This is a genomic window from Streptomyces sp. Ncost-T10-10d (assembly GCF_900091955.1).
In the GTDB taxonomy this organism is placed as follows: Bacteria; Actinomycetota; Actinomycetes; order Streptomycetales; family Streptomycetaceae; genus Streptomyces.
The window spans coordinates 13,946-35,822 of the sequence record NZ_FMDF01000167.1 but is presented as its reverse complement, the minus strand read 5'-3'; the positions used below and the strand labels follow the sequence as shown (position 1 = coordinate 35,822).

Below are 21,877 nucleotides of genomic sequence, written 5' to 3'. Positions count from 1 at the left end.
GCGGGCGCCGACGGCACGGGCCGGAGCCGCGCTGTGGTCTCCACGGGCGGGACTGCTGAGTCGCGCGTCGGCCGAGGGTGCGCGACCGGCTTCGGGTCCGGCACCTGCGGCTGAGGTCCGGGCATCGATACCGGGGCGGCAGGTCCCACCGGCGCCGCCGGACCGGGAATCGGCGCCGGCGCTGCGGGCGGTGAGGTCTTCGGGCGGGGCGGAGCGGGCACGCTCGCGGAGGTCGCGGAAGGGGTCTGCGCGGGGTGCGCGGGCTCCGGTGGAGGGGTCGTGGGGCGGGGCGGGACAGGAGCGCGCTGCGCCTCGGTACTCATCCGCCCCCCTGGTCCTCTTCCGTACCGCGCGCGGATCGACGTCACAGGCAGGCCCGTTGGTTGCCGCGTGCCCGTCACTCTACGGGGTGGAACGGCCCCGGTGGGAGCGGGACGTCTGCCCCTGGACGATCTGCACAGATCATCCCCCTACCCAGCGGTACGGCCGTCTGGCAAGCTGCGGCCATGACTGCCCGCGCTGCTGACCGGACCCGTTACGACCGGGCCACCGCTCATCTGGACGCCCCGATCGCCATCGTCGATCTCGATGCGTTCGATGCCAATGCCGACGACCTCGTCCGCCGGGCCGCGGGGAAACCGATCCGGGTGGCGAGCAAGTCCGTGCGCTGTCGGGCCCTGCTGGAGCGGGTGCTCGCACGGCCCGGGTTCGCCGGGATCATGTCGTTCACCCTGGCCGAGTCGCTGTGGCTGGCGCGGGCCGGTTTCGACGACGTACTGCTGGCCTATCCGTCGGCCGACCGGTCCGCCTTCGCGGAGCTGGCGGCCGATCCGAAACTGGCCGCCGCCGTGACGGTGATGGTGGACGATCACGCACAGCTGGAGCTGATCGACGTGGCACGGGCCGGTGGCCGCGAGGAGATCCGGGTCTGTCTGGAGCTGGACACCTCGCTGCGGCTGCTCGGCGGACGGGTCAGGATCGGCGCCCTGCGTTCACCACTGCGCTCCCCCGCCCAACTGGCCGAACTGGCACGCTCGGTGGCGCGCAGGCCCGGCTTCCGGCTGGTGGGTCTGATGGCGTACGAGGGTCATATCGCAGGGGTCGGGGATTCGGTCGCGGGACGGCCGCTGCGCTCCAGGGCGATCCGGCTGATGCAGGCCGCGGGCCGCAAGGAACTGGCCGCCCGGCGGGCCGAGGTCGTGCGGGCGGTACGCGCGGTGGCGCCGGGCCTGGAGTTCGTGAACGGCGGCGGCACCGGCAGTGTGCAGCACACCGCGGCGGAGCGCGCGGTGACCGAGATCGCGGCCGGATCGGGGCTCTACGTACCGCGGCTGTTCGACAACTACACGTCGTTCACGGCGCGTCCGGCGGCGCTGTTCGCCCAGCCTGTGGTGCGCCGGCCGGGTGTGGGTGTGGTGACGGTCCTCGGTGGCGGCTATCCGGCGTCCGGGCCCGCGGGTGCGGACCGGCTGCCCGTCCCGTATCTGCCGGAGGGACTGCGCTACGACGCGCAGGAGGGGCCGGGCGAGGTACAGACCCCGCTGCTCGGCGCCCCGGCCGACGATCTGCTGATCGGCGACAAGGTGTGGTTCCGGCACGCGAAGGCCGGTGAACTGTGCGAACGCTTCGACGAGTTGCAGCTGATCGAGGGTGACCGGGTGACAGCGACCGTGCCGACGTACCGCGGCGAGGGCCGTACGTTCCTGTGAGCTCAGGGAGCCACGGAGCTGCCCACCCCGCCGCTCGCCCCGCTGTCGTCGATCGGCCGGATCGCCTCGGCGCCGTCACCCCTGCCCAGCAGTACGGTTCCGGTGACGGCTGCGCCGACGACGACCAGCCCGGCCACGGCGAGCGCGACGATCCGGGTGCCGCCACCGGTCGCCGCACTGCCGCTGCCGCCGTTCCCGTCCGCGTTCGCGACCGGCTCGGGCGGCCCCAACTGCTGGGCTACGGGGGCGATCGGGCGGGTATGCGCGGTCCATGCCCTACCGTCCCACCACCGCTCGGTGCCCGGTGTCGCGGCGTCCGGATACCGGCCGGGCGGTGTCGCGTCGCTCATCCCACCACTCTAGAGCGGTGTGACGTACGCCCCCGAGATACCGCCGTCGACGAGGAAGTCGGTGGCGTTCACGAACGAGGAGTCGTCGCTCGCGAGGAAGGCGACGGCTGCCGCGATCTCCGTGGCTTCGGCGAACCGCCCGACCGGGATGTGCACGAGCCTGCGGGCCGCGCGTTCCGGGTCCTTGGCGAACAGCTCCTGGAGCAGTGGGGTGTTGACCGGTCCCGGGCACAGCGCGTTGACCCGGATGCCTTCGCGGGCGAACTGCACACCGAGTTCGCGGGACATGGCGAGGACGCCGCCCTTGGACGCGGTGTAGGAGATCTGGCTGGTGGCCGCTCCCAGGATCGCGACGAAGGACGCGGTGTTGATGATCGAGCCGCGGCGCTGGCGGCGCATGTAGGGCAGCGCGGCCTTGCAGCAGAGGTAGACGGAGGTGAGGTTGACGTCCTGGACGCGCTTCCATGCCTCCAGTCCCGTGGTGAGGATGGAGTCGTCGTCGGGCGGGGAGATGCCCGCGTTGTTGAAGGCGATGTCGACGGAGCCGTAGGTGTCGAACGCGGTCCTGAAGAGCGCCTCGACCTGTTCGGGGTCGGTGACGTCGACGCGCACGAACGTGCCGCCGGCCTCCTCGGCCGCGGCCTTGCCCGCGTTCTCGTCGATGTCGCCGCAGACGACATGGGCGCCCTCCGACGCCAGCCTGCGTGCGGTGGCCAAACCGATGCCGCTGGCGGCTCCGGTGATGACGGCGGTGCGGCCGACCAGGCGGCGGCAGATGTTCTCGCTGTCGGTGGTGGTCATGCTGGCTCAGGCCTCCGTACTGATGAAGACGTTCTTGGTTTCGGTGAATGCGGCAAGCGCGTCGGGGCCGAGTTCGCGGCCGAGTCCGGACTGTTTGTAGCCGCCGAACGGGGTCCAGTAGCGGACGCTGGAGTGGGAGTTGACGGAGAGGTTCCCGGCCCGGACCGACTGCGAGACGCGCAGTGCGCGGCCCACGTCGCGGGTCCAGATCGACCCCGCGAGGCCGTACTGCGTCGCGTTGGCGAGCCGGACGGCGTCGGCCTCGTCCTCGAAGGGAAGAACGACGGCGACCGGCCCGAATACCTCTTCGGTGGCGACGGGTGAGTCCGGGCGGGCGTCGGTGAGGACGGTCGGCGGGAACCAGAAGCCGGGCCCTTCGGGTGCTTTGCCGCTGAGGGCGGTCGCGTCCTCGGGGACGTAACTCCGCACCCGTTCCAGTTGCGCCCGGGAGATCAGCGGGCCCATCCGGGTGTTCTCGTCGAACGGGTCACCCACCACGACCGATTCGATAGCGGGGGCGAGCAGTTCCAGGAAGCGGTCGTACGCGGATCGCTGGACCAGGATGCGGGTGCGGGCGCAGCAGTCCTGGCCGGCGTTGTCCAGGAACGCCATGGGTGCGGCGGCTGCGGCTGCCTCGATGTCGGCGTCGGCGAAGACGATGTTGGGGCTCTTGCCACCGAGTTCGAGGGTGAGCCGCTTCACGCGGTCGGCACACTTGGCCATGATCTGCTTGCCGACCCGGGTGGAGCCGGTGAAGACGATCTTGGCGACGCCGGGGTGCTCGACCAGGGCGTTTCCGGTCACATCGCCCGCACCCGGCAGCACTTGGAGGACGTGGTCGGGAAGCCCCGCGTCCAGGGCGAGCCGGGCCAGCCGCAGAGCGGTGAGGGGGGTCGTCTCGGCGGGCTTGAGGAGTACGGCGTTCCCGGCGGCGAGGGCGGGGGCGAGGCCCCAGGCGGCGATCGGCATGGGGAAGTTCCACGGTGCGATCACGCCGATGACGCCGAGGGGTTCGAGGAGGGTGATGTCGAGTCCGCCGGGGACCGGGATCTGCCGGCCGGCGAGCCGTTCCACTCCCCCGGCGGCGTAGTCGAGCAGATCGCGGACGTTGGCCGCTTCCCAGCGGGCGTTGCCGAGGGTGTGGCCGGCCTCCTGGACCTCCAGCCGGGCCAGCTGTTCGGCTTCGCCGTCGACGGCGGTGGCGAAGCGGCGCAGCAGCCTGGCGCGGTCGGCGGGGGCGAGGGCGGCCCAGGTTCGCTGGGCGGCCGCGGCCCGGACGACTGCCGCGTCGACCTCGGCAGCGGTGGTGGACGGGACGGTGGCGAGGAGTTCTTCGGTCGCCGGGTTGAGTACGTGGTGTTCCACCGGGTGGTCGGGCGTGGTCACGGGGTGCCTCACAGGCGTTCGAAGGAGCGGCGGAGCTCCCAGTCGGTCACTGCGGCGTCGAAGGCTTCGAGTTCGACGCGGGCCATGTTGCGGTAGTGCGCGACGACGTCGTCGCCGAAGGCCGCCCTGGCGATTTCGCTCCTCTCCCAGAGTTCGGCGGCCTCGCGCAGCGTGGTGGGGACGTGGTCGTAGTCGGCGGTGTAGGCGTTGCTCCCGCACGGCTCGGGGAGTTCGAGGCCCTTTTCGATGCCGTGGATGCCCGCTGCGATCAGTCCGGCGACGGCGAGGTGCGGGTTGACGTCACCGCCGGGCAGCCGGTTCTCGAAGCGCATCGAGCGGCCGTGGCCGACGACGCGGAGCGAGCAGGTGCGGTTGTCGTGGCCCCAGGCGACGGCAGTCGGGGCGAAGGAGCCCGGCTGGAAGCGTTTGTAGGAGTTGATGTTCGGTGCGTAGAGGAGGGAGAAATCGCGCAGGGCGGCCAGTTGTCCGGCGAGGAAGTGGCGCATCACCGGGGACATGCCGCCGTCCTCGCCCGCCATGACGCTGTGCCCGGCCTCGTCGGTGGACCGGAGCGAGAGATGGATGTGGCAGGAGTTGCCCTCGCGCGCGTTGAACTTGGCCATGAAGGTGAGTGCGACGCCCTCCTGGGCGGCGATCTCCTTGGCGCCGGTCTTGTAGACGGCGTGCTGGTCACAGGTGACCAGGGCCTCGTCGTAACGGAACACGATCTCGTGCTGGCCGGGGTTGCACTCGCCCTTCGCGGACTCGACGGTGAGACCCGCGGCGGCCATTTCGTTACGGATACGGCGCAGCAGCGGCTCCACGCGGCCGGTGCCGAGGACGGAGTAGTCGACGTTGTACTGATTGGCCGGGGTCAGATCGCGGTAGTTGCGGTCCCATGCCTGTTCGTAGGTGTCCTTGAAGACGATGAATTCGAGCTCGGTGCCGACATGGGCCGTGTAGCCGTGCTCGGCCAGGCGTTCCAGCTGGCGGCCCAGGATCCGGCGGGGCGCGGCGGCGACGGGCGAGCCGTCCTCCTGGGTGAGGTCGGCCATGACCATGGCCGTGCCCTCGTTCCACGGCACCAGGCGCAGGGTGGAGAGGTCGGCGTGCATGGCGAAGTCGCCGTAGCCGCGCTCCCAGGAGGACATCTCGAATCCGTCGACGGTGTTCATGTCGGTGTCGACGGCGAGCAGATAGTTGCATCCCTCGGTGCCGTGCTCCACGACCTCGTCGAGGAAGAAGCGGGCAGCGAACCGTTTGCCCTGCAGCCGTCCCTGCATATCGGGGAAGGCGAGGACGACGGTGTCGATCTCACCGCTTCTGACGAGGACGCGCAGCTCCTCGATCCCCAGCGGTGGTGTTCGGTCTGCCACGGGATACTCCTCCTTCGGTCAGCCGGAAGGTTTAAGGTATGCGAGAAAACCATTAATTGTGAAGGGGAACGGGACGTGGCCGAGGAAAGCGGGTTCACCGACCGCCTGATGCCCGTACTGCGGCCCGTCCGGGCGGGGAACGGCTTCGAGGAGGCGCTGGAACAGATCCTCCAGGTGGTCAGGCTCGGGCTGGTGCCCGGCGGCGGGCGGCTGCCGGCCGAGCGCGAGCTGGCCGAGCTGCTGGGGATCAGCCGGGTCACGCTGCGCGAGGTGCTGAAGGTCCTGCAGGACCAGGGCCTGGTGGAGAGCAGGCGTGGGCGGTACGGCGGCACGTTCGTGCTCCCCCGCACCGGCAGCCCCGGCGAGGACGAACTGCGCCGGAAGGTGGAGTCGGTCGACCTCGAGGACGTGCTGCGCTTCCGCGAGGTGCTGGAGGCCGGGGCGGCCGGACTGTGTGCCGCGCAGGGGCTGACGGACGAGGGCGCGGACCGGCTGCGTACGGCTCTGGCGGCGACTCACGAAGCACCTCTGCCCGACTACCGCAGGCGCGACACCCTGTTCCATCTGACCCTGGCGGAACTCTCCGGCTCCGCGTCCCTGACAGCGCAGTACGCGGCCGTCCGGGCCACCGTGAACGACCTGCTGGACTGCATACCGCTGCTCGTGCGAAACCTGGAGCATTCGCAGCATCAGCACACGAGTCTCGTGGAGGCGGTTCTCGACGGGGACGCGGAGGCCGCGCGCGCGGTGATGCGCGAGCACTGTGCGGGTACGGCCGCGCTGTTGCGCGGATTCCTGGCCTGAGCGAGGTGCCACCGGTTCCGCTTCGGTGACAGCCTCCGGATACGTAAAGGTATTCTCTGCCACCATTGAAACCATGGAACCGAGCCCGCCCGCACAGGCGGCCGACCGGAGGGACCGCCCCGTGTCCGAACCTCTCATCGGCGTCTCCACCTATCTGGAACCCGTGGCCCGCTGGGGTGTCTGGGAACTGCCCGCCGCCCTCCTTCCGGCCGCCTACCCGCGAATGGTCCAGCAGGCCGGCGGCCTGGCCGCCCTGCTCCCGCCGGACGACCCCGCCCGGGCCGGGGCCGCGGTCGCGCGGCTGGACGGCCTCGTCGTCGCGGGCGGCGCCGATGTGGACCCTGGGTTGTACGGCGCGGAGCGCGACTTCAGGACCGGTCCCCCCGCACAGGAGCGCGATGCCTGGGAGCTGGCCCTGATCAGGGCCGCGTTGGAGTCCGGTACGCCGCTGCTCGGCATCTGCCGCGGTATGCAGCTGCTCAATGTGGCGCTCGGCGGCACCCTGACCCAGCACCTCGACGGGCACACCGGCCCGCTGGGCGCGACGGGAATCCTCGGCGCACACCCGGTGAAACCCGTGCCGGGAACGCTCTGCGCGGCGATCGTGCCGGGGGAGTCGGCCGTCCCGACCTACCACCACCAGTGCGTGCAGCGGCTCGCACCGGGACTCGTGGCTTCGGCGCACGCGGCGGACGGCACGGTCGAGGCGATCGAACTGCCCGGGCCGCAGTGGGTGCTCGGGGTGCAGTGGCATCCGGAGATGGGCGACGACCCACGGCTGATGCAGGCACTGGTGTCGGCATCGACGGCCCGGCCGATCCCGGCCCGCACGTCGTCCGACGACCTCGCACCGCCGCGGACCACGGGGGCCCGCGAGCGCTTGCGGCCCTAGGAGGGTGCTGAAGGTCTTGGCCGGGCGTCGCGAGCCCGGCCGAGATCTCCAGCACCTTCCTCACGGGTGCCGGCGGCCTCGGGGAGCGGCGTCGTCGAAAGAGGCGTCAGCAGGAGAACCGACGCGCGGGCCGGACAGGGGAGTCCCCGCTACGTGTCCCGCCCCGTCAGCGACAGCAGATCGCGCGCCGGCCCCGTCGGACGGTGGCCCGAGGGCCATACCGCGCGCAGCTGGCGCCTCAGCCGCACCCCGGCGACCGGAATCTTGACCAGGCGTCTGGAGGACAACTCCTCGCCCAGCGCCAGTTCGCTCAGCACGCACGGTCCCGCCCCGCTCTCCGCCGCTCCCTTCACCGCGGTCGTCGAGGAGAGTTCGAGCAGTGGCTGGGCGAGGCCGCCGTGCACGGCGAGGGCCGCGTCCAGGACCTGGCGGGTGCCGGAGCCGTGCTCGCGCAGGATCAGCGGGGTCGCTGCCAGTTCCTGCGGGGTCAGGGGCGTACGTCGGCGGGCCCACGCGTGGGACGGGGCGACCACGACGACCAGGCGGTCATGGGCGATGACCGTGCCGTCGAGCCCTTCCGGCACGGACAGGCCCTCCACGAATCCGAGGTCGGCCTCGCCGACGAGCAGCCGCCCCGCGACCGCCGCCGAGTTTCCGGCAAGCAGCGAGACCGCGGTGTCCGGCCGTTCGGCACGCAGCGCTATCAGCCAGCCCGGCAGCAGGTATTCGGCAATGGTCATGGAAGCGGCCACCCGCAGCCGGGAGTCCCGCCGGTCGCGCAGCGCCTGCGCGCCCGCGTCGAATGCCTCGGCCGCCTCGACGATCCTGCGCGCCCAGTCGGTGACCAGCGCGCCCGCGTCGGTGAGCCGGGAGCCGCGCGGCGAGCGGTCCAGCAGGGCCAGGCCGAGCTGCCGTTCCATCGACCGGATGCGGCTGCTGGCCGCGGGCTGGCTGACGCCGACGTCCTGTGCCGCGCGCCCCAGGCTGCCGTGCCGGGCGACGGCGAGCAGCAGCTCCAGCGCACCGAGGTCGGGGACCCGGTGGGAGAGGGGAACATGTTCTTCACCGGTCATAAAGCCACCTTATGACCTCATAGACATGGAGTCCCTGGTGGGGCCCGGTCCGCGCCACGAAAATCGTGGCATGGCCATCTTTTCGCAGACGCAGCAGTTCCCAGCCCCGTATTCAGCCGCCCCGCGGCTGCCCCATCTGCGATACGTCGGCCCCAACTGGTACGCGACCGTCATGGGCACCGCGATCGTCGCGAGCGCGGGTGTCGCGCTGCCCGTGCACGTCCCGGGACTGCGGGGTGCCTGCACGGCGGTGTGGGCGCTCGCGACGATCATGCTCGCCGCGGTTCTCACGGCCCGTACCGGGCACTGGCTCGCCCATCGCGACCAGGCCCGCACCCATCTGCTCGACCCCGCCGTCGCCCCGTTCTACGGCTGTCTCTCGATGGCGCTGCTGGCCGTCGGCGGCTCGTCGATGGTGGTCGGCCGGGACGTCATCGGGCACCGGGCTGCCCTGGCACTGGATGTGGTGCTGTACACGGCGGGCACGGTGATCGGTCTGGCCGCCGCCGTCGCGATTCCGTACCTGATGGTCGTGCGCCACCGGGTGGAGCCCGGCACCGCGTCGCCGGTGTGGCTGCTGCCGGTGGTGGCCCCGATGGTCTCCGCGGCGCTCGGTCCGCTGCTGGTGCCGGAGCTGCCCGCCGGTCAGTGGCAGGAGGCGATGCTGCTGGCCTGCTACGCGATGTTCGGTCTGAGTCTGCTGGCCACGCTGGTGATGCTGCCGCTGATCTTCGCCCGGCTCGTCCACCAGGGCCCGCTGCCGCTCGCGCTGACGCCCACGCTGTTCCTGGTCCTCGGCCCGCTGGGCCAGTCGACGACCGCGGTCAATCAGCTCGCCGATGTGGCGCCCGGGGCGATCCCGGCGCCGTATGCCTCGGGGTTCGAGGCGTTCGCCGTGCTGTACGGGGTGCCGGTGATGGGCTTCGCGCTGATGTGGCTGGCGCTGGCCCTCGCGCTGGTGGTGCGCGCCGTACGGAACGGCATGACCTTCAGCATGACGTGGTGGGGCTTCACCTTCCCGGTCGGTACGTGTGTCACGGGCGCCGCGGGTCTGGCCCGGCACACCGGTCTCACGGCGTACACCTGGCTGGCCGTCGCGCTGTACGTACTGCTGGTGACGGCATGGGCGGTGGCCGGGGTGCGGACACTGCGCGGGCTGCTCAGCGGAGCGCTGCTCGCAGCGCCGCAGGCGCCTGCGCCAGTGACGGCCCGTACCAGGTGAGGAACCGCCCGTCGACGAGTGCGGCGGGCAGTGCGGGGAACGCTTCGGGCCCGTCGTCCGCGGTGAAGCGGTACGGCTCGTCGGGCAGGACGACCAGATCGGCGCCCGCCGTGTTGAGTTCGTCGAGCGGGATGCGGGGATAGCGCTCGGCGTGGTCCGCGTAGACGTTCTCCACGCCCAGCCTGGCCAGCAGATCTCCGGCGAAGGTGTCGCGGCCCAGCACCATCCAGGGCCTGCGCCAGACGGGCACGACCGCACGGCGCGGGGCGCGGGGTGGCGGGAGCGCGGCCCAGGCGGCCTCGGCCTCGTCCAGCCAGCGCGGCCTGGCCCCGCCGCAGGCGGTGACCAGGACCCGTTCCAGTTCCTCGAACGCCTGGTCGAGGGTCCGGACATCGGTGACGAGCACCTCGATCCCGGCGGCCCTGAGGGCCGCGAGGTCGGGTTCGCGGTTCTCCTCCTGGTTGGCGACGACGAGATCGGGCCGGAGCGCGACGACCGCGGCCACGTCGGGATTCTTGGTGCCGCCGATACGGGCGGCGGTCAGACCGGCCGGGTGGGTGCACCAGTCGGTGACGCCGACCAGCAGGCCGGGGGCGGTGACGGCGACAGCCTCGGTGAGCGAGGGGACCAGGGAGACGACACGCACGGTGGGAGACCCCTCTCAGCGACGCGGGTCGAAGGTGGCGTCGATGTGCTCGGCGACCGCGACGACCAGCAGCCGCGTACCGGGCATCGTGGCCCGCCAGCGGTGCCGCACTCCGCCGGACAGAAAAAGTGTGTCGCCCTGCTCCAGCCGGTGCGCCTGCCCTTCGGCCTCCACCTCCGCGGCGCCCCGCACCACGTACATCACTTCGTCGTTGCGGTGCTGGAACTCGCGCCTGAGGTCGAGTTCACCGGTGAACTCCAGGGCGCTGAGCTGGTGGCGTCCGCGCACCACCCGGCGTACCCCGTCGCCCTCGCCCGCCCGTACGACATCGACGGCGCGCGCCGAGTCCGCGGCGGCGCGCAGCCGCGCCGTGGTGGTCTCCAGGGCTTCGGCCACCCGGTCCAGCGACCGGGCGCTGGGCCGGGCCCGCTCGTTCTCGATCTGGCTGAGGAACGGCACGGACAGACCACTGCGGCTCGCGACCGCGGCCAGTGTGAGCCCCAGGGATCTGCGCCGTCGGCGAACCGCGGCGCCCACGCGGAGTGCTTCCTTGTCGTCCATGTCCGGCTCCCTCCCGACTCGCCATCCTTCCGGCTGCCAGCACATTACGCATGCGGTTGCGCAAGGTCGCCCGGTTGATGAACGTCTTCCGGACAGCCGGAAGGGGCGGGCCCGCCGACGGCGGCGCCCACCCCTTCCCTTTCACAGGCCCTGCAAGAGACCTACTGCGGAGCCATCTTGTCCGCGATGCCCGGGTTCTTCTCCATCCAGGCCTTCACGGCCTCTTCCTCATGGCCGGTACCGCGCTTCTGGATCTGGTTCTCCAGGCCGGCGAGCTGGTCCTCGCTCAGCTTGAAGTTCTTGAACCACTTCGTCAGCTGCGGGTACTGCTTCGGGAAGTCCTTGCCGGCAATGGTGTGCAGGCGGTCACCGTTGCCGAAGGCCTTCTCCGGGTCCTCCAGCTTGGTCATGCCGTACTCGTTGTACGCCCAGTGCGGCGTCCAGAGCAGCACGGCAATGGGCTCCTTCTTGGCGTACGCGCGCTTGAGCTCGGCGAGCATGCCGGGCGTCGAGGAGTCGACGACCTTGTACTCCTTGTCCAGGCCGTAGGCCGGCAGCACGTTCTTCTTGAGGTTCTCCATCGTGGCGGTACCCGGCTCGATGCCGACGATCCGGCCCTTGAACTGCGAGGACTTGCCCTTGAGGTCGGCAAGGGACTTGACGTCCTTCACGTACGAGGGCACCGCGACCTCGATCGAGGTCGGGCCGTACCACGAACCGATGTCGGTCAGCTGCGAGCCGTACTTGGTCCAGTAGTTCTTCTGGGTGTAGGGCAGCCAGCCGTCGAACTGCACATCGATCTGGCCACGGGACATCGCGGTGTACATCGGGCCGACCTCGAACTGCTTGAGGTTGATCTTGTAGCCGCGCTCCTCCAGGACCGCCTTCCACAGGTACGTGGCGGCGATGTCCTCCTCCCAGGGGAACCAGGCCATCTCGACGGCGCGGTCGCGCTCGTCCTTGCCGCCCGCGTTCTTGGACGTTTTGTCCTTGGCGACGGGGGTCCACTTCTCGGCGACGCCCGGGTTGGCCTTCAGCCAGGTGCGGACGGCCTCCTGCTCGTTGCCGGAGCCGGCCTTCTGGATCTCTGCCTCGAGGCTGGTGAGCTGGTCCTCGCTCATCTTGAAGTTCTTGAGCCAGGCGCCGACCTCGGGATTGTCCGCGGAGAAGCCCTTGCGGGCCAGGGTGTGGATGCCGTCGCCCTTGCCCCAGAGGTTCTTGGGGTCCTTGAGCTTGGTCAGTTCGAACTGGTTGTACGCCCAGTGCGGCGACCAGAGCGGGACGACGATCGGTTCCTTCTTGGCGTACGCGCGCTTCAGCTCGGCCAGCATCGACGGCGTGGAGCCGTCGACGACCTTGTATTCCTTGTCCAGGCCGTAGCCCGGCAGGATCTTGTCCTTGAGCAGGCCCATCTCACCGGCGCTCGGCTCGATGCCGACGATCCGGCCCTTGAACTGCGAGGACCTGCCCTTGAGGTCGTCCAGCGACCGAACGTCCTTCATGTACGACGGGACGGCCAGCTCCAGCGAGGTGGGGCCGTACCAGGAGCCGATGTCCTCCAGGCGGTCCTGGTACTTCTTCCAGTAGCTGGCGTGGGTGACCGGAAGCCAGGAGTCGGTCTCGAAGTCGATCTGGCCGTTGGCCATACCGGTGTAGAGCGCACCGGCCTCGTACTGCTTGACGTCGACCTGGAAGCCTTGCCGCTCCAGCATCTCCTTCCACAGGTAGGTGGAGGCGATGCCCTCGTCCCATGGGATGTAGCCCATGCTGATCTTCTTGCCCGCACCGATCTTCGAGCCGTCTGCGGCGGTGGCCTTGTCCGAGCCGGAGGAGCCGAAGAGGCCCATGCCGCCCGCGACGAGTGCGAGAACGACGATGCCGACGACCGCGACGACCGGCTGCGGACGGTGGTTCCAGACCTTCAGTCCGCCGGCCATCGACTGCGCCCTGGCGAGGGCACGGCGGGCGAGCGGGGAGACCTCGCGGCCGAGCGCGCTGGTCATCCGGTCCAGGTACATCGCCACGATGACGATGGAGATACCGGCCTCGAAACCGAGGCCCACGTCGACGTTGCCGATGGCGCGGTAGACGGCGCCGCCGAGGCCGCCGCCGCCGACCATGCCGGCGATGACCACCATGGACAGGCCCAGCATGATGACCTGGTTGATGCCCGCCATGATCGTGGGCAGGGCGAGCGGCAGCTGCACCCGCAGCAGGGTGTTGCGCCGAGTGGTGCCGAATGCCTCGGCCGCCTCGACGAGTTCGGCGTCGACCTGGCGGATGCCGAGCTCGGTCATCCGGACACCCGGGGGCAGCGAGAAGATGATGGTGGCGATGATGCCGGGGACCACGCCGACGCCGAAGAAGATGACGCCCGGGATCAGATAGACCATGGCGGGCATGGTCTGCATGAAGTCCAGGACCGGCCGGGTCACCGCGCTGACGGTCTTGGAGCGGGACGCCCAGATGCCCAGCGGTACGGCCAGTACCAGCGCGATGATCGTGGCGACGAGCACCAGGGTGAGGGTGTCCATCGCTTCGTCCCACAGCTCGACGGAGTCGATGACGGCGAAGCCGACGAAGGCGAGCACACCCGCGAGCAGACCGCGCAGCCACCAGGCGACGACGGCGACGATGCCCGCGAAGAGCAGCGGTGCGGGGGCGGAGAGCACGGCAGCTATGCCGTCGAACATGCCGCTGACGATCGAGCTGATCGCGTCGAACAGCCAGGACAGGTGGGTCTGCAGCCAGTCGACCGCGGAGTCGACCCAGTCACCGAGAGGAAGTCTAAACATTGGCCACCTTCTTCGCGGTGGTCGTGACGTTCTGCGGGGCCTCGGCGGGGCTCATCGGCTCACCGAGGACGGCGAGCAGCCGGGCGCGCGGTACGACACCGACGAGCTTGCCCTCGGCGTCCGTCACGGCGACCGCGACTCCGCTCTGCGAGCAGGGTGTGAAGAGCTCGATGATCGGCGTGGACTCGGTGACGGTGGCCGGGGCGGCTCCGAGGACGTCGTCCGCGGTACGCAGTTCCTCGCCGTCGTCCGTGCTGGTGCCCATGACGGTGTGCGGTTCGGCCATGATGGCGCCCGCGGTCAGCACCCGGGTGCGGTCGACGTCCTGGGTGAAGGAGGCGACGTAGTCGTTGGCCGGGGTGACGAGGATGTCCTCGGCGGTGCCGAGCTGGACGATCTTCCCGTCGCGCATCACGGCGATACGGTCGCCGAGGCGCATGGCCTCGTTGAGGTCGTGGGTGATGAAGACGATGGTCTTCTTCAGGCGCTTCTGCAGTTCGAGCAGCTGGTCCTGCATGTCGCGGCGGATCAGCGGGTCGAGCGCGCTGAAGGACTCGTCCATCAGCAGCAGGTCGGCATCGGTGGCCAGAGCGCGGGCCAGGCCGACACGCTGCTGCATACCGCCGGACAGCTCGTCGGGCCAGGACTTCTCCCAGCCGGCGAGGCCGGTCAGCTCCAGCGCCTCGGCGGCGCGCTTCTCGCGCTCGGCGCGCGGCACACCCTGCACTTCGAGGCCGTACGCGGCGTTCTCCAGCACGCTCCGGTGAGGGAAGAGCGCGAAGTGCTGGAACACCATGCTGATCTTGGAGGAACGGACATGGCGCAGTTCTGCGGGGCTCAGGGCGGTCAGGTCCTGGCCGTCGAACAGCACGCGTCCGGCTGTGGGCTCCAGAAGTCCGTTGAGCATGCGCAGCAACGTGGACTTTCCGGACCCGGACAGACCCATCACGACGAAGATCTGTCCCGGTTCGACGGTGAACGAGGCGTCGATCACCGCTGCGGTCGTTCCGTCGGCGCGCAGCTCGTCGCGGTCGGCGCCGCCTTCGAGCTTCTGCACGGCTTGATCGGGTCGTCTGCCGAACACTTTGTACAAGTGCTCAGCTTGCAGCCTTGACACATACACCTCGCGGGTTGAACCGAAAAACGGTCTGCCACCCCCTCCGGCAGACCGTGGAGCAGCGCGGATTCGGTCCGCATGACACGTGCACTGGTTGAAACTGCTACGTGATCCGCTCCGGCTGCGCGCCTGCCCTCACTTACACGAGCCAAACACAAGAGTGATTCAGGTCACCCATGAGCGGCCGCCGCCGGGGGCTCGCCCGCTCGCCCCGGTGTCCGCGACGGCCGGTGTCGGTGGGGTGCGGCATCATCGGGGTGTGACGCGACGCCTGATGCTCCTCGACACCGCTTCCCTCTACTACCGCGCCTACTTCGGGGTTCCCGATTCGGTGCGCGCCCCGGACGGGACCCCGGTCAACGCCGTGCGCGGGCTGCTCGACTTCATCGGGCGCCTGGTGCAGGACCACCGGCCGGACGACCTGGTCGCCTGCATGGACGCGGACTGGCGGCCGCACTGGCGGGTGGAGCTGATCCCTACGTACAAGGCGCACCGCGTCGCGGTGGAGACCGCCGAGGGGCTGCCCGACGAGGAGGAGACCCCCGACACACTGGCCCCGCAGGTACCGGTCATCGAGGACGTCCTCGATGCGCTCGGCATCGCCCGGGTCGGCGTCGCGGACTACGAGGCGGACGATGTGATCGGCACGCTCACCGGTCTGGCCACCGGCCCTGTGGACATCGTCACCGGCGACCGCGATCTCTATCAGCTGGTCGACGACGCCCGCGGGGTGCGGGTGCTCTACCCCCTGAAGGGGGTCGGCTCGCTCCAGCTGACGGACGAGGCGTGGCTGCGGGAGAAGTACGGGGTGGACGGCTCCGGCTATGTCGATCTGGCCCTGCTGCGCGGCGACCCGAGCGACGGACTGCCGGGCGTTCCCGGCATCGGCGAGAAGACGGCGGCGAAACTGCTGGACGCCTTCGGCGATCTGGCCGGGATCATGGCCGCGGTGGACGATCCGGCGGCCAGGCTGACGCCCTCGCAGCGCAAGCGCCTCGACGAGGCCCGGGACTATGTGGCCGTCGCCCCGAAGGTGGTCCGCGTCGCCGGTGACGTACCCCTGCCCGAGTTCGATCCCGCGCTGCCCACCGAGCCACGCGATCCCGCCGCCCTCGAAGCCCTCGCGAAGCAGTGGGGGCTGGGCGGCGCCCTGCAACGCCTGCTCTCCACACTGCGCGACTGAGGTGCTAGCTTAGGTAAGCCTAAGCAATCGGAGCAGGGAGAACCTCGTGGCAGAACGACCGGCACGGCAGGCACCCAAGGCGCAGGGGGCCCACGTTCTGCGCACCGAGCAGATGACCCCTCACATGGTGCGCGTGGTGCTCGGCGGTGACGGCCTCGCCGGCTTCGGACTCTCCGGGTTCACCGACCACTACGTCAAACTCTGCTTCGCTCCCGAGGGTGCGGACTACGCGCACCCGTTCGACATGGCCCGCATCCGTGAGGAGCAGCCGCGGGAGCTGTGGCCCACCACCCGCACCTACACGGTGCGCTCCTGGGATCCGGTCACCCGGGAGCTGGCCATCGACTTCGTGGTCCACGGCGACGAGGGCCTCGCCGGGCCCTGGGCGATGCGGGCGGTCGCGGGTGACCAGGTGACCTTCCTCGGCCCCGGCGGGGGCTACGGCCCGGACGCCTCGGCGGACTGGCACCTCCTGGTCGGCGACGAGAGTGCTCTGCCGGCCATCGCCGCCGCCCTGGAGCAGATGCCGGCGGGTGCGGTGGTGCACGCGTTCATCGAGGTGGCGGACGCCTCGGAGGAGCAGAAGATCGTGGCGCCCGACGGGGTCGAGGTGACCTGGCTGCACCGCGGTGAGCGCCCGGTCGGCGAGGCGCTGACAGCCGCGGTCAAGGAGCTGGAGTTCCCGGCGGGCGAGGTCCAGGCGTTCATCCACGGCGAGGCGGGCTTCGTGAAGGAGATCCGCCGCCATCTGCGCCTGGACCGCAAGATCCCGCTTTCCCAGCTGTCCATCTCCGGCTACTGGCGGCTCGGCCAGAACGACGACGCCTGGCGCTCGGTCAAGCGCGAGTGGAACGCACAGGTGGAGCGCGAGCAGGAGAGCGCGGCGTAGCACCGGCTCACTCGTGTACGCCCCGGTCCCCGACCGGGGCGTACACGTTCCCGGGGCACCGGCTCATCCACCGGCGGCGGGCACCGCCGCCCCGTCGCCGCCGCCCGGACCCTCCTCGCCGTCGCCGTCGTACGCGCGCGCGGACGCGTCCGTATGCGCGAGCCGTCGCAGTGCGCTGAACATCGCCTCCCCCAGCACCGTGCCGACGACCACGCTCTCCACCAGGTCCTCGCGCGCCACCCGCCGCCCCACATAGTCGAGGTCGGCCCGTGCGACCGGTTCGGCGGCGGCCGCGTAGTCGTCGAGCAGCTCGACGAACCCGCCGTGCCCGGCCCTCCGCAGCGCGACGATCACCCCGGCCAGGCACTCGCCGGCCGGTCCGTGCGCCTCGGCCCGCCAGCCGCGTCGCGCCACCAGCTCCGCCACCTCTTCGCGGGCGTCGTCCAGCTCGGGCCCCGGCTCGTCCCCCTGCAGCGGGGTAAGACGCTTCGCGGCGACACCCAGCACCTTGTGCACCGGCTGCTCCGGGTCCTCGACCGCCCGGAGCACCTCACCGATGGCCGCGAGCGAGAGCCCGCCGACATCCAGCAGGGCGCGGATCAGCCGCAGCCTGCGCTCATGGCCGGAGTCGTAACTCGCCTGGTTCGGGCTGGTCAACTGCCCGGCGGGCAGCAGCCCTTCACGTACATAGAACTTGATCGTCGGTACCGGAACCCCGGACCTGCGACTCAACTCGCCGATACGCACCGCGTGTTCTTCCTTCCGCGCTTGCCAACCCCCGACCCATCATAGATAGTTCCACTATCGGATAGCGGGAAGTGCCACTATCCATAACTACAGGGGGGTCCTCATGTCTTCATGGCGTTCATGGCACCGGCCGTTAGTCCTCTTCGCGGCCACGATGGCCGTCATGGCGGTCGTCTCGGCCGTGGGACTGCTGGCCGACGACCGGGTCCTGGCGGGCTCGGCCATATGGTTCAAGCCGTTCAAGTTCGCGGTCTCGTTCGTCGTGTACGCACTCGCACTGGCCTGGATGCTGACCCTGGTCACCCGCGGCCGGCGTGTCGGCTGGTGGGCCGGAACCGTGGTCGCCCTGTCCAGCCTGGGTGAGATGGCGATCATCACCGGCCAGGTGATCCGGGGGAAGCGCAGCCACTTCAACCACGCCACCCCTTTCGACGAGACGCTGTTCAACACGATGGCCGTCACCGTCGTCGTGCTCTGGACCGGCACACTGGTCATAGCCGTCCTGCTGTTGCGCGCCCGTATGGCCGACCGCGCCGCCGCCTGGGCGATCCGCTCGGGCGTGCTGCTCGCCCTGGTGGGAGCGGGATTCGGCTTCCTGATGACGCAGCCCACGCCCGAGCAGCGAGCGGCCGGGAATCTCGACACGGCCGATGTGATCGGCGCGCATTCCGTCGGCGTACCGGACGGCGGCCCGTCGATGCCCCTCACCGGCTGGTCGACAACCGGCGGGGATCTGCGCATACCGCACTTCGTCGGCATGCACGCGCTCCAACTGCTGCCGCTCTTCCTGCTCGCGCTGGTCGCCCTGGCCCCGCGCTTTCCCCGGCTGCGCGAACCGGGGGTCCGGCTGCGGTTGGTGCTGGTCGCCTCCGGTGCGTACGCGGCGGTCGTCGCGCTGGTCACCTGGCAGGCGCTGCGCGGTCAGCCGCTGATCCACCCGGACGGCGCGACGCTCGTCGCCGCGGCCCTGATCACGGCGGCGACCGCTGTCTGCGGCTATGCGGCGCTGAGGTCAACTCCCGGACCACAGCAGGCCGATTCGGATTCCGTCTCCGATTCCGCCGACAAGGAGCTCGTGGCATGACCGGTGCACTCTTCGAGATCTCGTTCTTCCTCGCAGCCCCGTTCTGGCTGCTCATGATCCTCGCGCCGAACTGGCGTCCCACGGCGCGTGTCGCCGCATCCCCGCTCACCGCCCTGCCGGTGCTCGCGCTCTATCTGATCATGGCCGTGCCGGTCTTCCCCGAGCTCTGGGACGCGGTGCGCAGCCCCGACATCGACACCTTCCGCGACCTGACGGCCCTGGCGAACGGGGCGGGGGCGGTCTGGGCGCAGGTCATCGCCTGGGATCTGCTGCTGGGTCAGTGGATGTTCCTGGAAGGACGCCGGCTGGGGATCTCTCCGCTGGTGATGGGACCACTGCTGGTGCTCACGATTCTGCTGTCGCCCTTCGGACTGCTGGTCTTTCTCGTGCTACGGGCGGCGCTGCGGCCGAAGGCCCGGTCCGGGAACGGAATCCCGGACCGGGCCGGTCACACGTCGCTGCGGTGAGGGCGCCCGTCAGACGGACTTCTGGTACGAGCGGAACGTACGGGTCGACAGCCAGACCGCCGCCACCGCGAGGACCAGAAGGGCTCCCCCGCGACTGAGCACCAGACTCCGGTCGGGGTCGGCGGTCAGCGCCGAACGTCCTGCCACCATCGCCCAGTCGACCGGGTTGAAGTGCGCGATGTGCCGCATCCAGGACGGCATCCGGCTCGGGGCCATGAAGGAGGAGGAAAGGAAGGTGAGCGGCAGCAGCAGGAAGGTATTGATGCCGATGATCGACTCGCGCTGACGGACCAGCATGCCGAGCGCGTTGGAGAGCGCGCCGAAGACCGTACCGAGCAGGATCGAGGCGACGACCAGGATCAGCAGCCCGCCGGCGCCGCCGGGGTAGGTGGCGCCGGCGGCCCGGCCGAGCAGCACGATGATGACGGACTGCACGGCGGTACTGATGCCGTTCTGCACGACGTTGGCGTTCATCAGCGCGTTGCGGCTGACCGGCGTCGTCAGGAAGCGGTTGAGCGTGCCGCGTTCGATCTCCTCCAGGGTGCCCATGCCGGCCCACATGCTCGATCCGAGGGCGCTCATCACCACGATGCCCGGGATCAGGTAGTCCAGATAGGACGTGGTGCCGAAGCCGCCCAGCTCGACGACCTTCTTGAAGAGGTTGCCGAACAGGAACAGCCAGATCACCGGCTGGATCAGGGAGATCACCAGGAAGACCGGCTGCCGGATGATCGCCATGAGCTGACGCTGGGTCATGTACCAGGTCTGGGCGAGAACTTGGCCGTTCATCGGGTGCCTCCTGCGGGGGCGAGGGCAGGGGCCTGGCGGGCGTCCGTCGCTTCGGCCTCGGAGAAACGGCGTCCGGCATAGCGCAGATAGACGTCGTCGAGGGAGGGGCGGGCCACGGTGGCGGCGGCGACCGCCGCACCGGCCCGCTCCAGGGCGGCGAGCAGCACGGGAACCGCCGCGGCGCCGTCCTCGGCACGGACGCTCACCCGGCGGCCGTCGACCAGCGCCTCGTACACCCCGGGCAGTCCGGTCAGCGCGGCGTCGATCGCCCTTGCATCGCCTTCGGCGCGCAGCTCCATGCGGACGGCATCGCCCCGTAGTTCGCCCTTGAGTTCGTCGGGGCTGCCCTCGACGACGACCCGGCCGCGGTCGACGATCGCGATGCGCTCGGCGAGCCGGTCGGCCTCCTCCAGATAGTGCGTCGTGAGGACGATGGTCAGCCCCTCGTCGCCGGCCAGCCGGGAGATCTCGTCCCACATGGCTGTGCGGGCCTCGGGGTCGAGTCCGGTGGTGGGTTCGTCGAGGAAGAGCACCTCGGGGCGGTGGACCAGGCCGAGCGCCACGTCGAGGCGTCGCTGCATACCGCCGGAGTAGCCCTTGACCTGGCGCTTCGCGGCGTCGGCGAGGTCGAAGCGGTCCAGCAGTTCATCGGCGCGGCGTTGGACGGCGGCGCCCCGCATCCCATACAGCCTCCCCTGGAGCAGGAGGTTCTCGCGACCGGTGGAGACCGGGTCGGCGCCGGACTTCTGGGCGACGACGCCGATCGCGCGGCGGACCCGGTCGGGGTGGCGCAGGACGTCGTGTCCGGCGACGGTCGCGGTGCCGGAGTCGGGGCGGGCCAGGGTGGTGAGGATCTTGACGGTGGTGGACTTGCCGGCGCCGTTGGGGCCGAGGAGTCCGAAGACCGTGCCGGCATCGACGTCGAGGTCCATGCCGCCCAGTGCGGTGACATCGCCGGGATAGGTCTTGATCAGATTTCGCGCCGCCACTGCGGGCGCACGGGTGCTCATGACAGAGCTCTCCTGTGGTCAGCGGGGTGCCCGGGTCCACCGAGCACTCGGGTATGCCGAGCCGATCCGCGTGAAGAGCGCCGGGCTATCCTGGGTGTGCCGCACCTCGATCGCCCGGCTCGCCTTCACGGCATGGCCGGTCCGGGGTTCGAGACCCCGGCGGTTGCTGCTCCAACAGCTCCCACCGGGGTCTTTTTCTGCGGTGTCGCTTCTACTACGCCTTCCGCTCAGGGTCGAGAACCATCTCCTGCTGGTCCAAGTCCTGCCAGTCCTGAGGGACTTCACCGGTTTCATGGAAGGACTTCCACTCCTCGATGCCGCTGATCGAGGCGTCGGTGAGTTCCTTGTGGAAGCTCTTGATCCACTCCAGCTGTGCGTCGATCATGTGGAGCTGATACTCGGTCTCGACGACGAAGACGCGGGGCAGCTTCTCCCCCAGCTGACCGAGGACCCCCCGGAGAGCCGCGGCCTGGACCGCCAGCGCCGCCCCCCGGGTCTCCATCAGCTCCGCCACATCCTCCGGCGGCAGCACCGGCAGAAGCGAGAGGGCCGTCTCGAAGACCGGGTATTCGACGGCCGGAACAGCGAGCAGATCGGAGAGCCAGTCGAGCATTTCCGCACGCCCGGCCCCGGTGATGCCGTAGAGCGTGCGCTCGGGGCGGTTGCCCTGCCGCTGGACGCCCGCGACCTCGACGTAACCGTGCTTCTCCAGGTTCTGGACGACGGTGTACAGCGAGCCGAAATTGATCTTGACGCTGTGTTCCTTGCCGCGACGGCGAAGCGTCTGGGCGATCTCGTACGGATGCATGGAACGCTCGGCGAGCAGCACCATGACCGTCAGCGCCAGTGGATTGCCGAGCTTTCGCCGCTTGGCCACTCACCCCACCGCCTCTCACTTCGCCTTCGAATACTCGCGAACGAACATATCGCGTTCACCCGGACGCGTCAATCACGATGTATCGCGAATTTCGGAATG

The 21,877-nt window shown here is 70.1% G+C and carries 21 protein-coding genes; 8 read left to right on the top strand and 13 right to left on the bottom strand.

The window, feature by feature from the left end; translation table 11 throughout:
* The first annotated feature begins 506 nt into the window (after positions 1-506).
* Positions 507-1,709, top strand: a complete 1,203-nt coding sequence (locus GA0115254_RS30160; RefSeq protein WP_093898439.1) for an amino acid deaminase/aldolase — start codon at positions 507-509, stop codon at positions 1,707-1,709.
* Between the two features lie 2 nt (positions 1,710-1,711).
* On the opposite strand, the gene GA0115254_RS30155 is transcribed toward GA0115254_RS30160, so the two are convergent.
* The 4 genes from GA0115254_RS30155 to GA0115254_RS30140 are packed head-to-tail and all read right to left on the bottom strand — an operon-like array spanning position 1,712 to position 5,622.
* Complete coding sequence (locus GA0115254_RS30155; protein WP_093898438.1) at positions 1,712-2,059, bottom strand: DUF2510 domain-containing protein; 348 nt, start codon at positions 2,057-2,059, stop codon at positions 1,712-1,714.
* Between the two features lie 9 nt (positions 2,060-2,068).
* On the bottom strand, positions 2,069-2,860 hold the full coding sequence (locus tag GA0115254_RS30150) for a 3-oxoacyl-ACP reductase (protein WP_093898437.1): 792 nt from the start codon (positions 2,858-2,860) through the stop codon (positions 2,069-2,071).
* Between the two features lie 6 nt (positions 2,861-2,866).
* Positions 2,867-4,246, bottom strand: coding sequence for an aldehyde dehydrogenase family protein (locus tag GA0115254_RS30145; RefSeq protein WP_256102852.1), 1,380 nt, complete (start codon positions 4,244-4,246; stop codon positions 2,867-2,869).
* An 8-nt stretch (positions 4,247-4,254) separates the two neighbouring features.
* On the bottom strand, positions 4,255-5,622 hold the full coding sequence (locus tag GA0115254_RS30140) for a glutamine synthetase family protein (RefSeq protein ID WP_093898436.1): 1,368 nt from the start codon (positions 5,620-5,622) through the stop codon (positions 4,255-4,257).
* 108 nt (positions 5,623-5,730) lie between these two features.
* Between GA0115254_RS30140 and GA0115254_RS30135 the strand changes: the two genes are divergently transcribed.
* Positions 5,731-6,426, top strand: coding sequence for a FadR/GntR family transcriptional regulator (locus tag GA0115254_RS30135; RefSeq protein ID WP_093898443.1), 696 nt, complete (start codon positions 5,731-5,733; stop codon positions 6,424-6,426).
* Positions 6,427-6,547: 121 nt separating this feature from the next.
* Positions 6,548-7,318 (top strand): gamma-glutamyl-gamma-aminobutyrate hydrolase family protein, encoded by a 771-nt coding sequence (locus GA0115254_RS30130; RefSeq protein WP_093898442.1) that lies wholly within the window; start codon positions 6,548-6,550, stop codon positions 7,316-7,318.
* Between the two features lie 149 nt (positions 7,319-7,467).
* Here the strand turns inward: GA0115254_RS30130 and GA0115254_RS30125 are convergent, their stop codons facing one another.
* Complete coding sequence (locus GA0115254_RS30125) at positions 7,468-8,391, bottom strand: LysR family transcriptional regulator (protein WP_093898435.1); 924 nt, start codon at positions 8,389-8,391, stop codon at positions 7,468-7,470.
* 70 nt (positions 8,392-8,461) lie between these two features.
* On the opposite strand from GA0115254_RS30125, the gene GA0115254_RS30120 reads away from it, so the two are divergent.
* Entirely contained in the window at positions 8,462-9,613 is a 1,152-nt protein-coding gene (locus GA0115254_RS30120; RefSeq protein WP_093898434.1) for a TDT family transporter, read from the top strand.
* On the opposite strand, the gene GA0115254_RS30115 is transcribed toward GA0115254_RS30120, so the two are convergent.
* The 4 genes from GA0115254_RS30115 to GA0115254_RS30100 form a co-directional block, all read right to left on the bottom strand.
* Positions 9,552-10,259 carry a helical backbone metal receptor gene (locus GA0115254_RS30115; RefSeq protein ID WP_093898433.1) on the bottom strand — a complete coding sequence of 236 codons (708 nt, stop codon included), beginning with the start codon at positions 10,257-10,259 and terminating at the stop codon, positions 9,552-9,554. The genes GA0115254_RS30120 and GA0115254_RS30115 overlap by 62 nt on opposite strands.
* 15 nt (positions 10,260-10,274) lie before the next feature.
* Positions 10,275-10,820, bottom strand: a complete 546-nt coding sequence (locus tag GA0115254_RS30110) for a helix-turn-helix domain-containing protein (RefSeq protein ID WP_093898432.1) — start codon at positions 10,818-10,820, stop codon at positions 10,275-10,277.
* A gap of 161 nt (positions 10,821-10,981) precedes the next feature.
* On the bottom strand, positions 10,982-13,615 hold the full coding sequence (locus GA0115254_RS30105) for an ABC transporter permease/substrate binding protein (protein WP_093898431.1): 2,634 nt from the start codon (positions 13,613-13,615) through the stop codon (positions 10,982-10,984).
* Positions 13,608-14,672: a quaternary amine ABC transporter ATP-binding protein gene (locus tag GA0115254_RS30100; RefSeq protein ID WP_093898430.1), complete on the bottom strand. Its 1,065-nt coding sequence runs from the start codon at positions 14,670-14,672 to the stop codon at positions 13,608-13,610. Before GA0115254_RS30100 ends, GA0115254_RS30105 begins: the two co-directional genes overlap by 8 nt.
* 334 nt (positions 14,673-15,006) lie before the next feature.
* Between GA0115254_RS30100 and GA0115254_RS30095 the strand changes: the two genes are divergently transcribed.
* Both GA0115254_RS30095 and GA0115254_RS30090 read left to right on the top strand, forming a co-directional pair.
* Complete coding sequence (locus GA0115254_RS30095) at positions 15,007-15,915, top strand: 5'-3' exonuclease (protein WP_093898441.1); 909 nt, start codon at positions 15,007-15,009, stop codon at positions 15,913-15,915.
* A 46-nt stretch (positions 15,916-15,961) separates the two neighbouring features.
* The gene (locus tag GA0115254_RS30090) at positions 15,962-16,804 is read left to right on the top strand and encodes a siderophore-interacting protein (protein ID WP_093898429.1); all 843 of its coding nucleotides are present in this window, start codon (positions 15,962-15,964) and stop codon (positions 16,802-16,804) included.
* Between the two features lie 63 nt (positions 16,805-16,867).
* Here GA0115254_RS30090 and GA0115254_RS30085 read toward each other — a convergent pair whose 3' ends face one another.
* Positions 16,868-17,551: a MerR family transcriptional regulator gene (locus GA0115254_RS30085; RefSeq protein WP_093898428.1), complete on the bottom strand. Its 684-nt coding sequence runs from the start codon at positions 17,549-17,551 to the stop codon at positions 16,868-16,870.
* A gap of 154 nt (positions 17,552-17,705) precedes the next feature.
* Between GA0115254_RS30085 and GA0115254_RS30080 the strand changes: the two genes are divergently transcribed.
* The gene (locus GA0115254_RS30080; RefSeq protein WP_093898427.1) at positions 17,706-18,635 is read left to right on the top strand and encodes a hypothetical protein; all 930 of its coding nucleotides are present in this window, start codon (positions 17,706-17,708) and stop codon (positions 18,633-18,635) included.
* Positions 18,632-19,102: an ABA4-like family protein gene (locus GA0115254_RS30075; protein WP_093898426.1), complete on the top strand. Its 471-nt coding sequence runs from the start codon at positions 18,632-18,634 to the stop codon at positions 19,100-19,102. The genes GA0115254_RS30080 and GA0115254_RS30075 overlap by 4 nt, the downstream gene beginning before the upstream one ends.
* 9 nt (positions 19,103-19,111) lie before the next feature.
* Here the strand turns inward: GA0115254_RS30075 and GA0115254_RS30070 are convergent, their stop codons facing one another.
* From GA0115254_RS30070 to GA0115254_RS30060, 3 genes are all read right to left on the bottom strand, one after another.
* Positions 19,112-19,891 carry an ABC transporter permease gene (locus GA0115254_RS30070; protein ID WP_093898425.1) on the bottom strand — a complete coding sequence of 260 codons (780 nt, stop codon included), beginning with the start codon at positions 19,889-19,891 and terminating at the stop codon, positions 19,112-19,114.
* A complete protein-coding gene (locus GA0115254_RS30065) occupies positions 19,888-20,901 on the bottom strand; it encodes an ATP-binding cassette domain-containing protein (protein ID WP_093898424.1) in 1,014 nt (337 codons plus the stop codon). Before GA0115254_RS30065 ends, GA0115254_RS30070 begins: the two co-directional genes overlap by 4 nt.
* Positions 20,902-21,115: 214 nt before the next feature.
* A complete protein-coding gene (locus GA0115254_RS30060) occupies positions 21,116-21,778 on the bottom strand; it encodes a PadR family transcriptional regulator (RefSeq protein ID WP_093898423.1) in 663 nt (220 codons plus the stop codon).
* Positions 21,779-21,877: the final 99 nt, after the last annotated feature.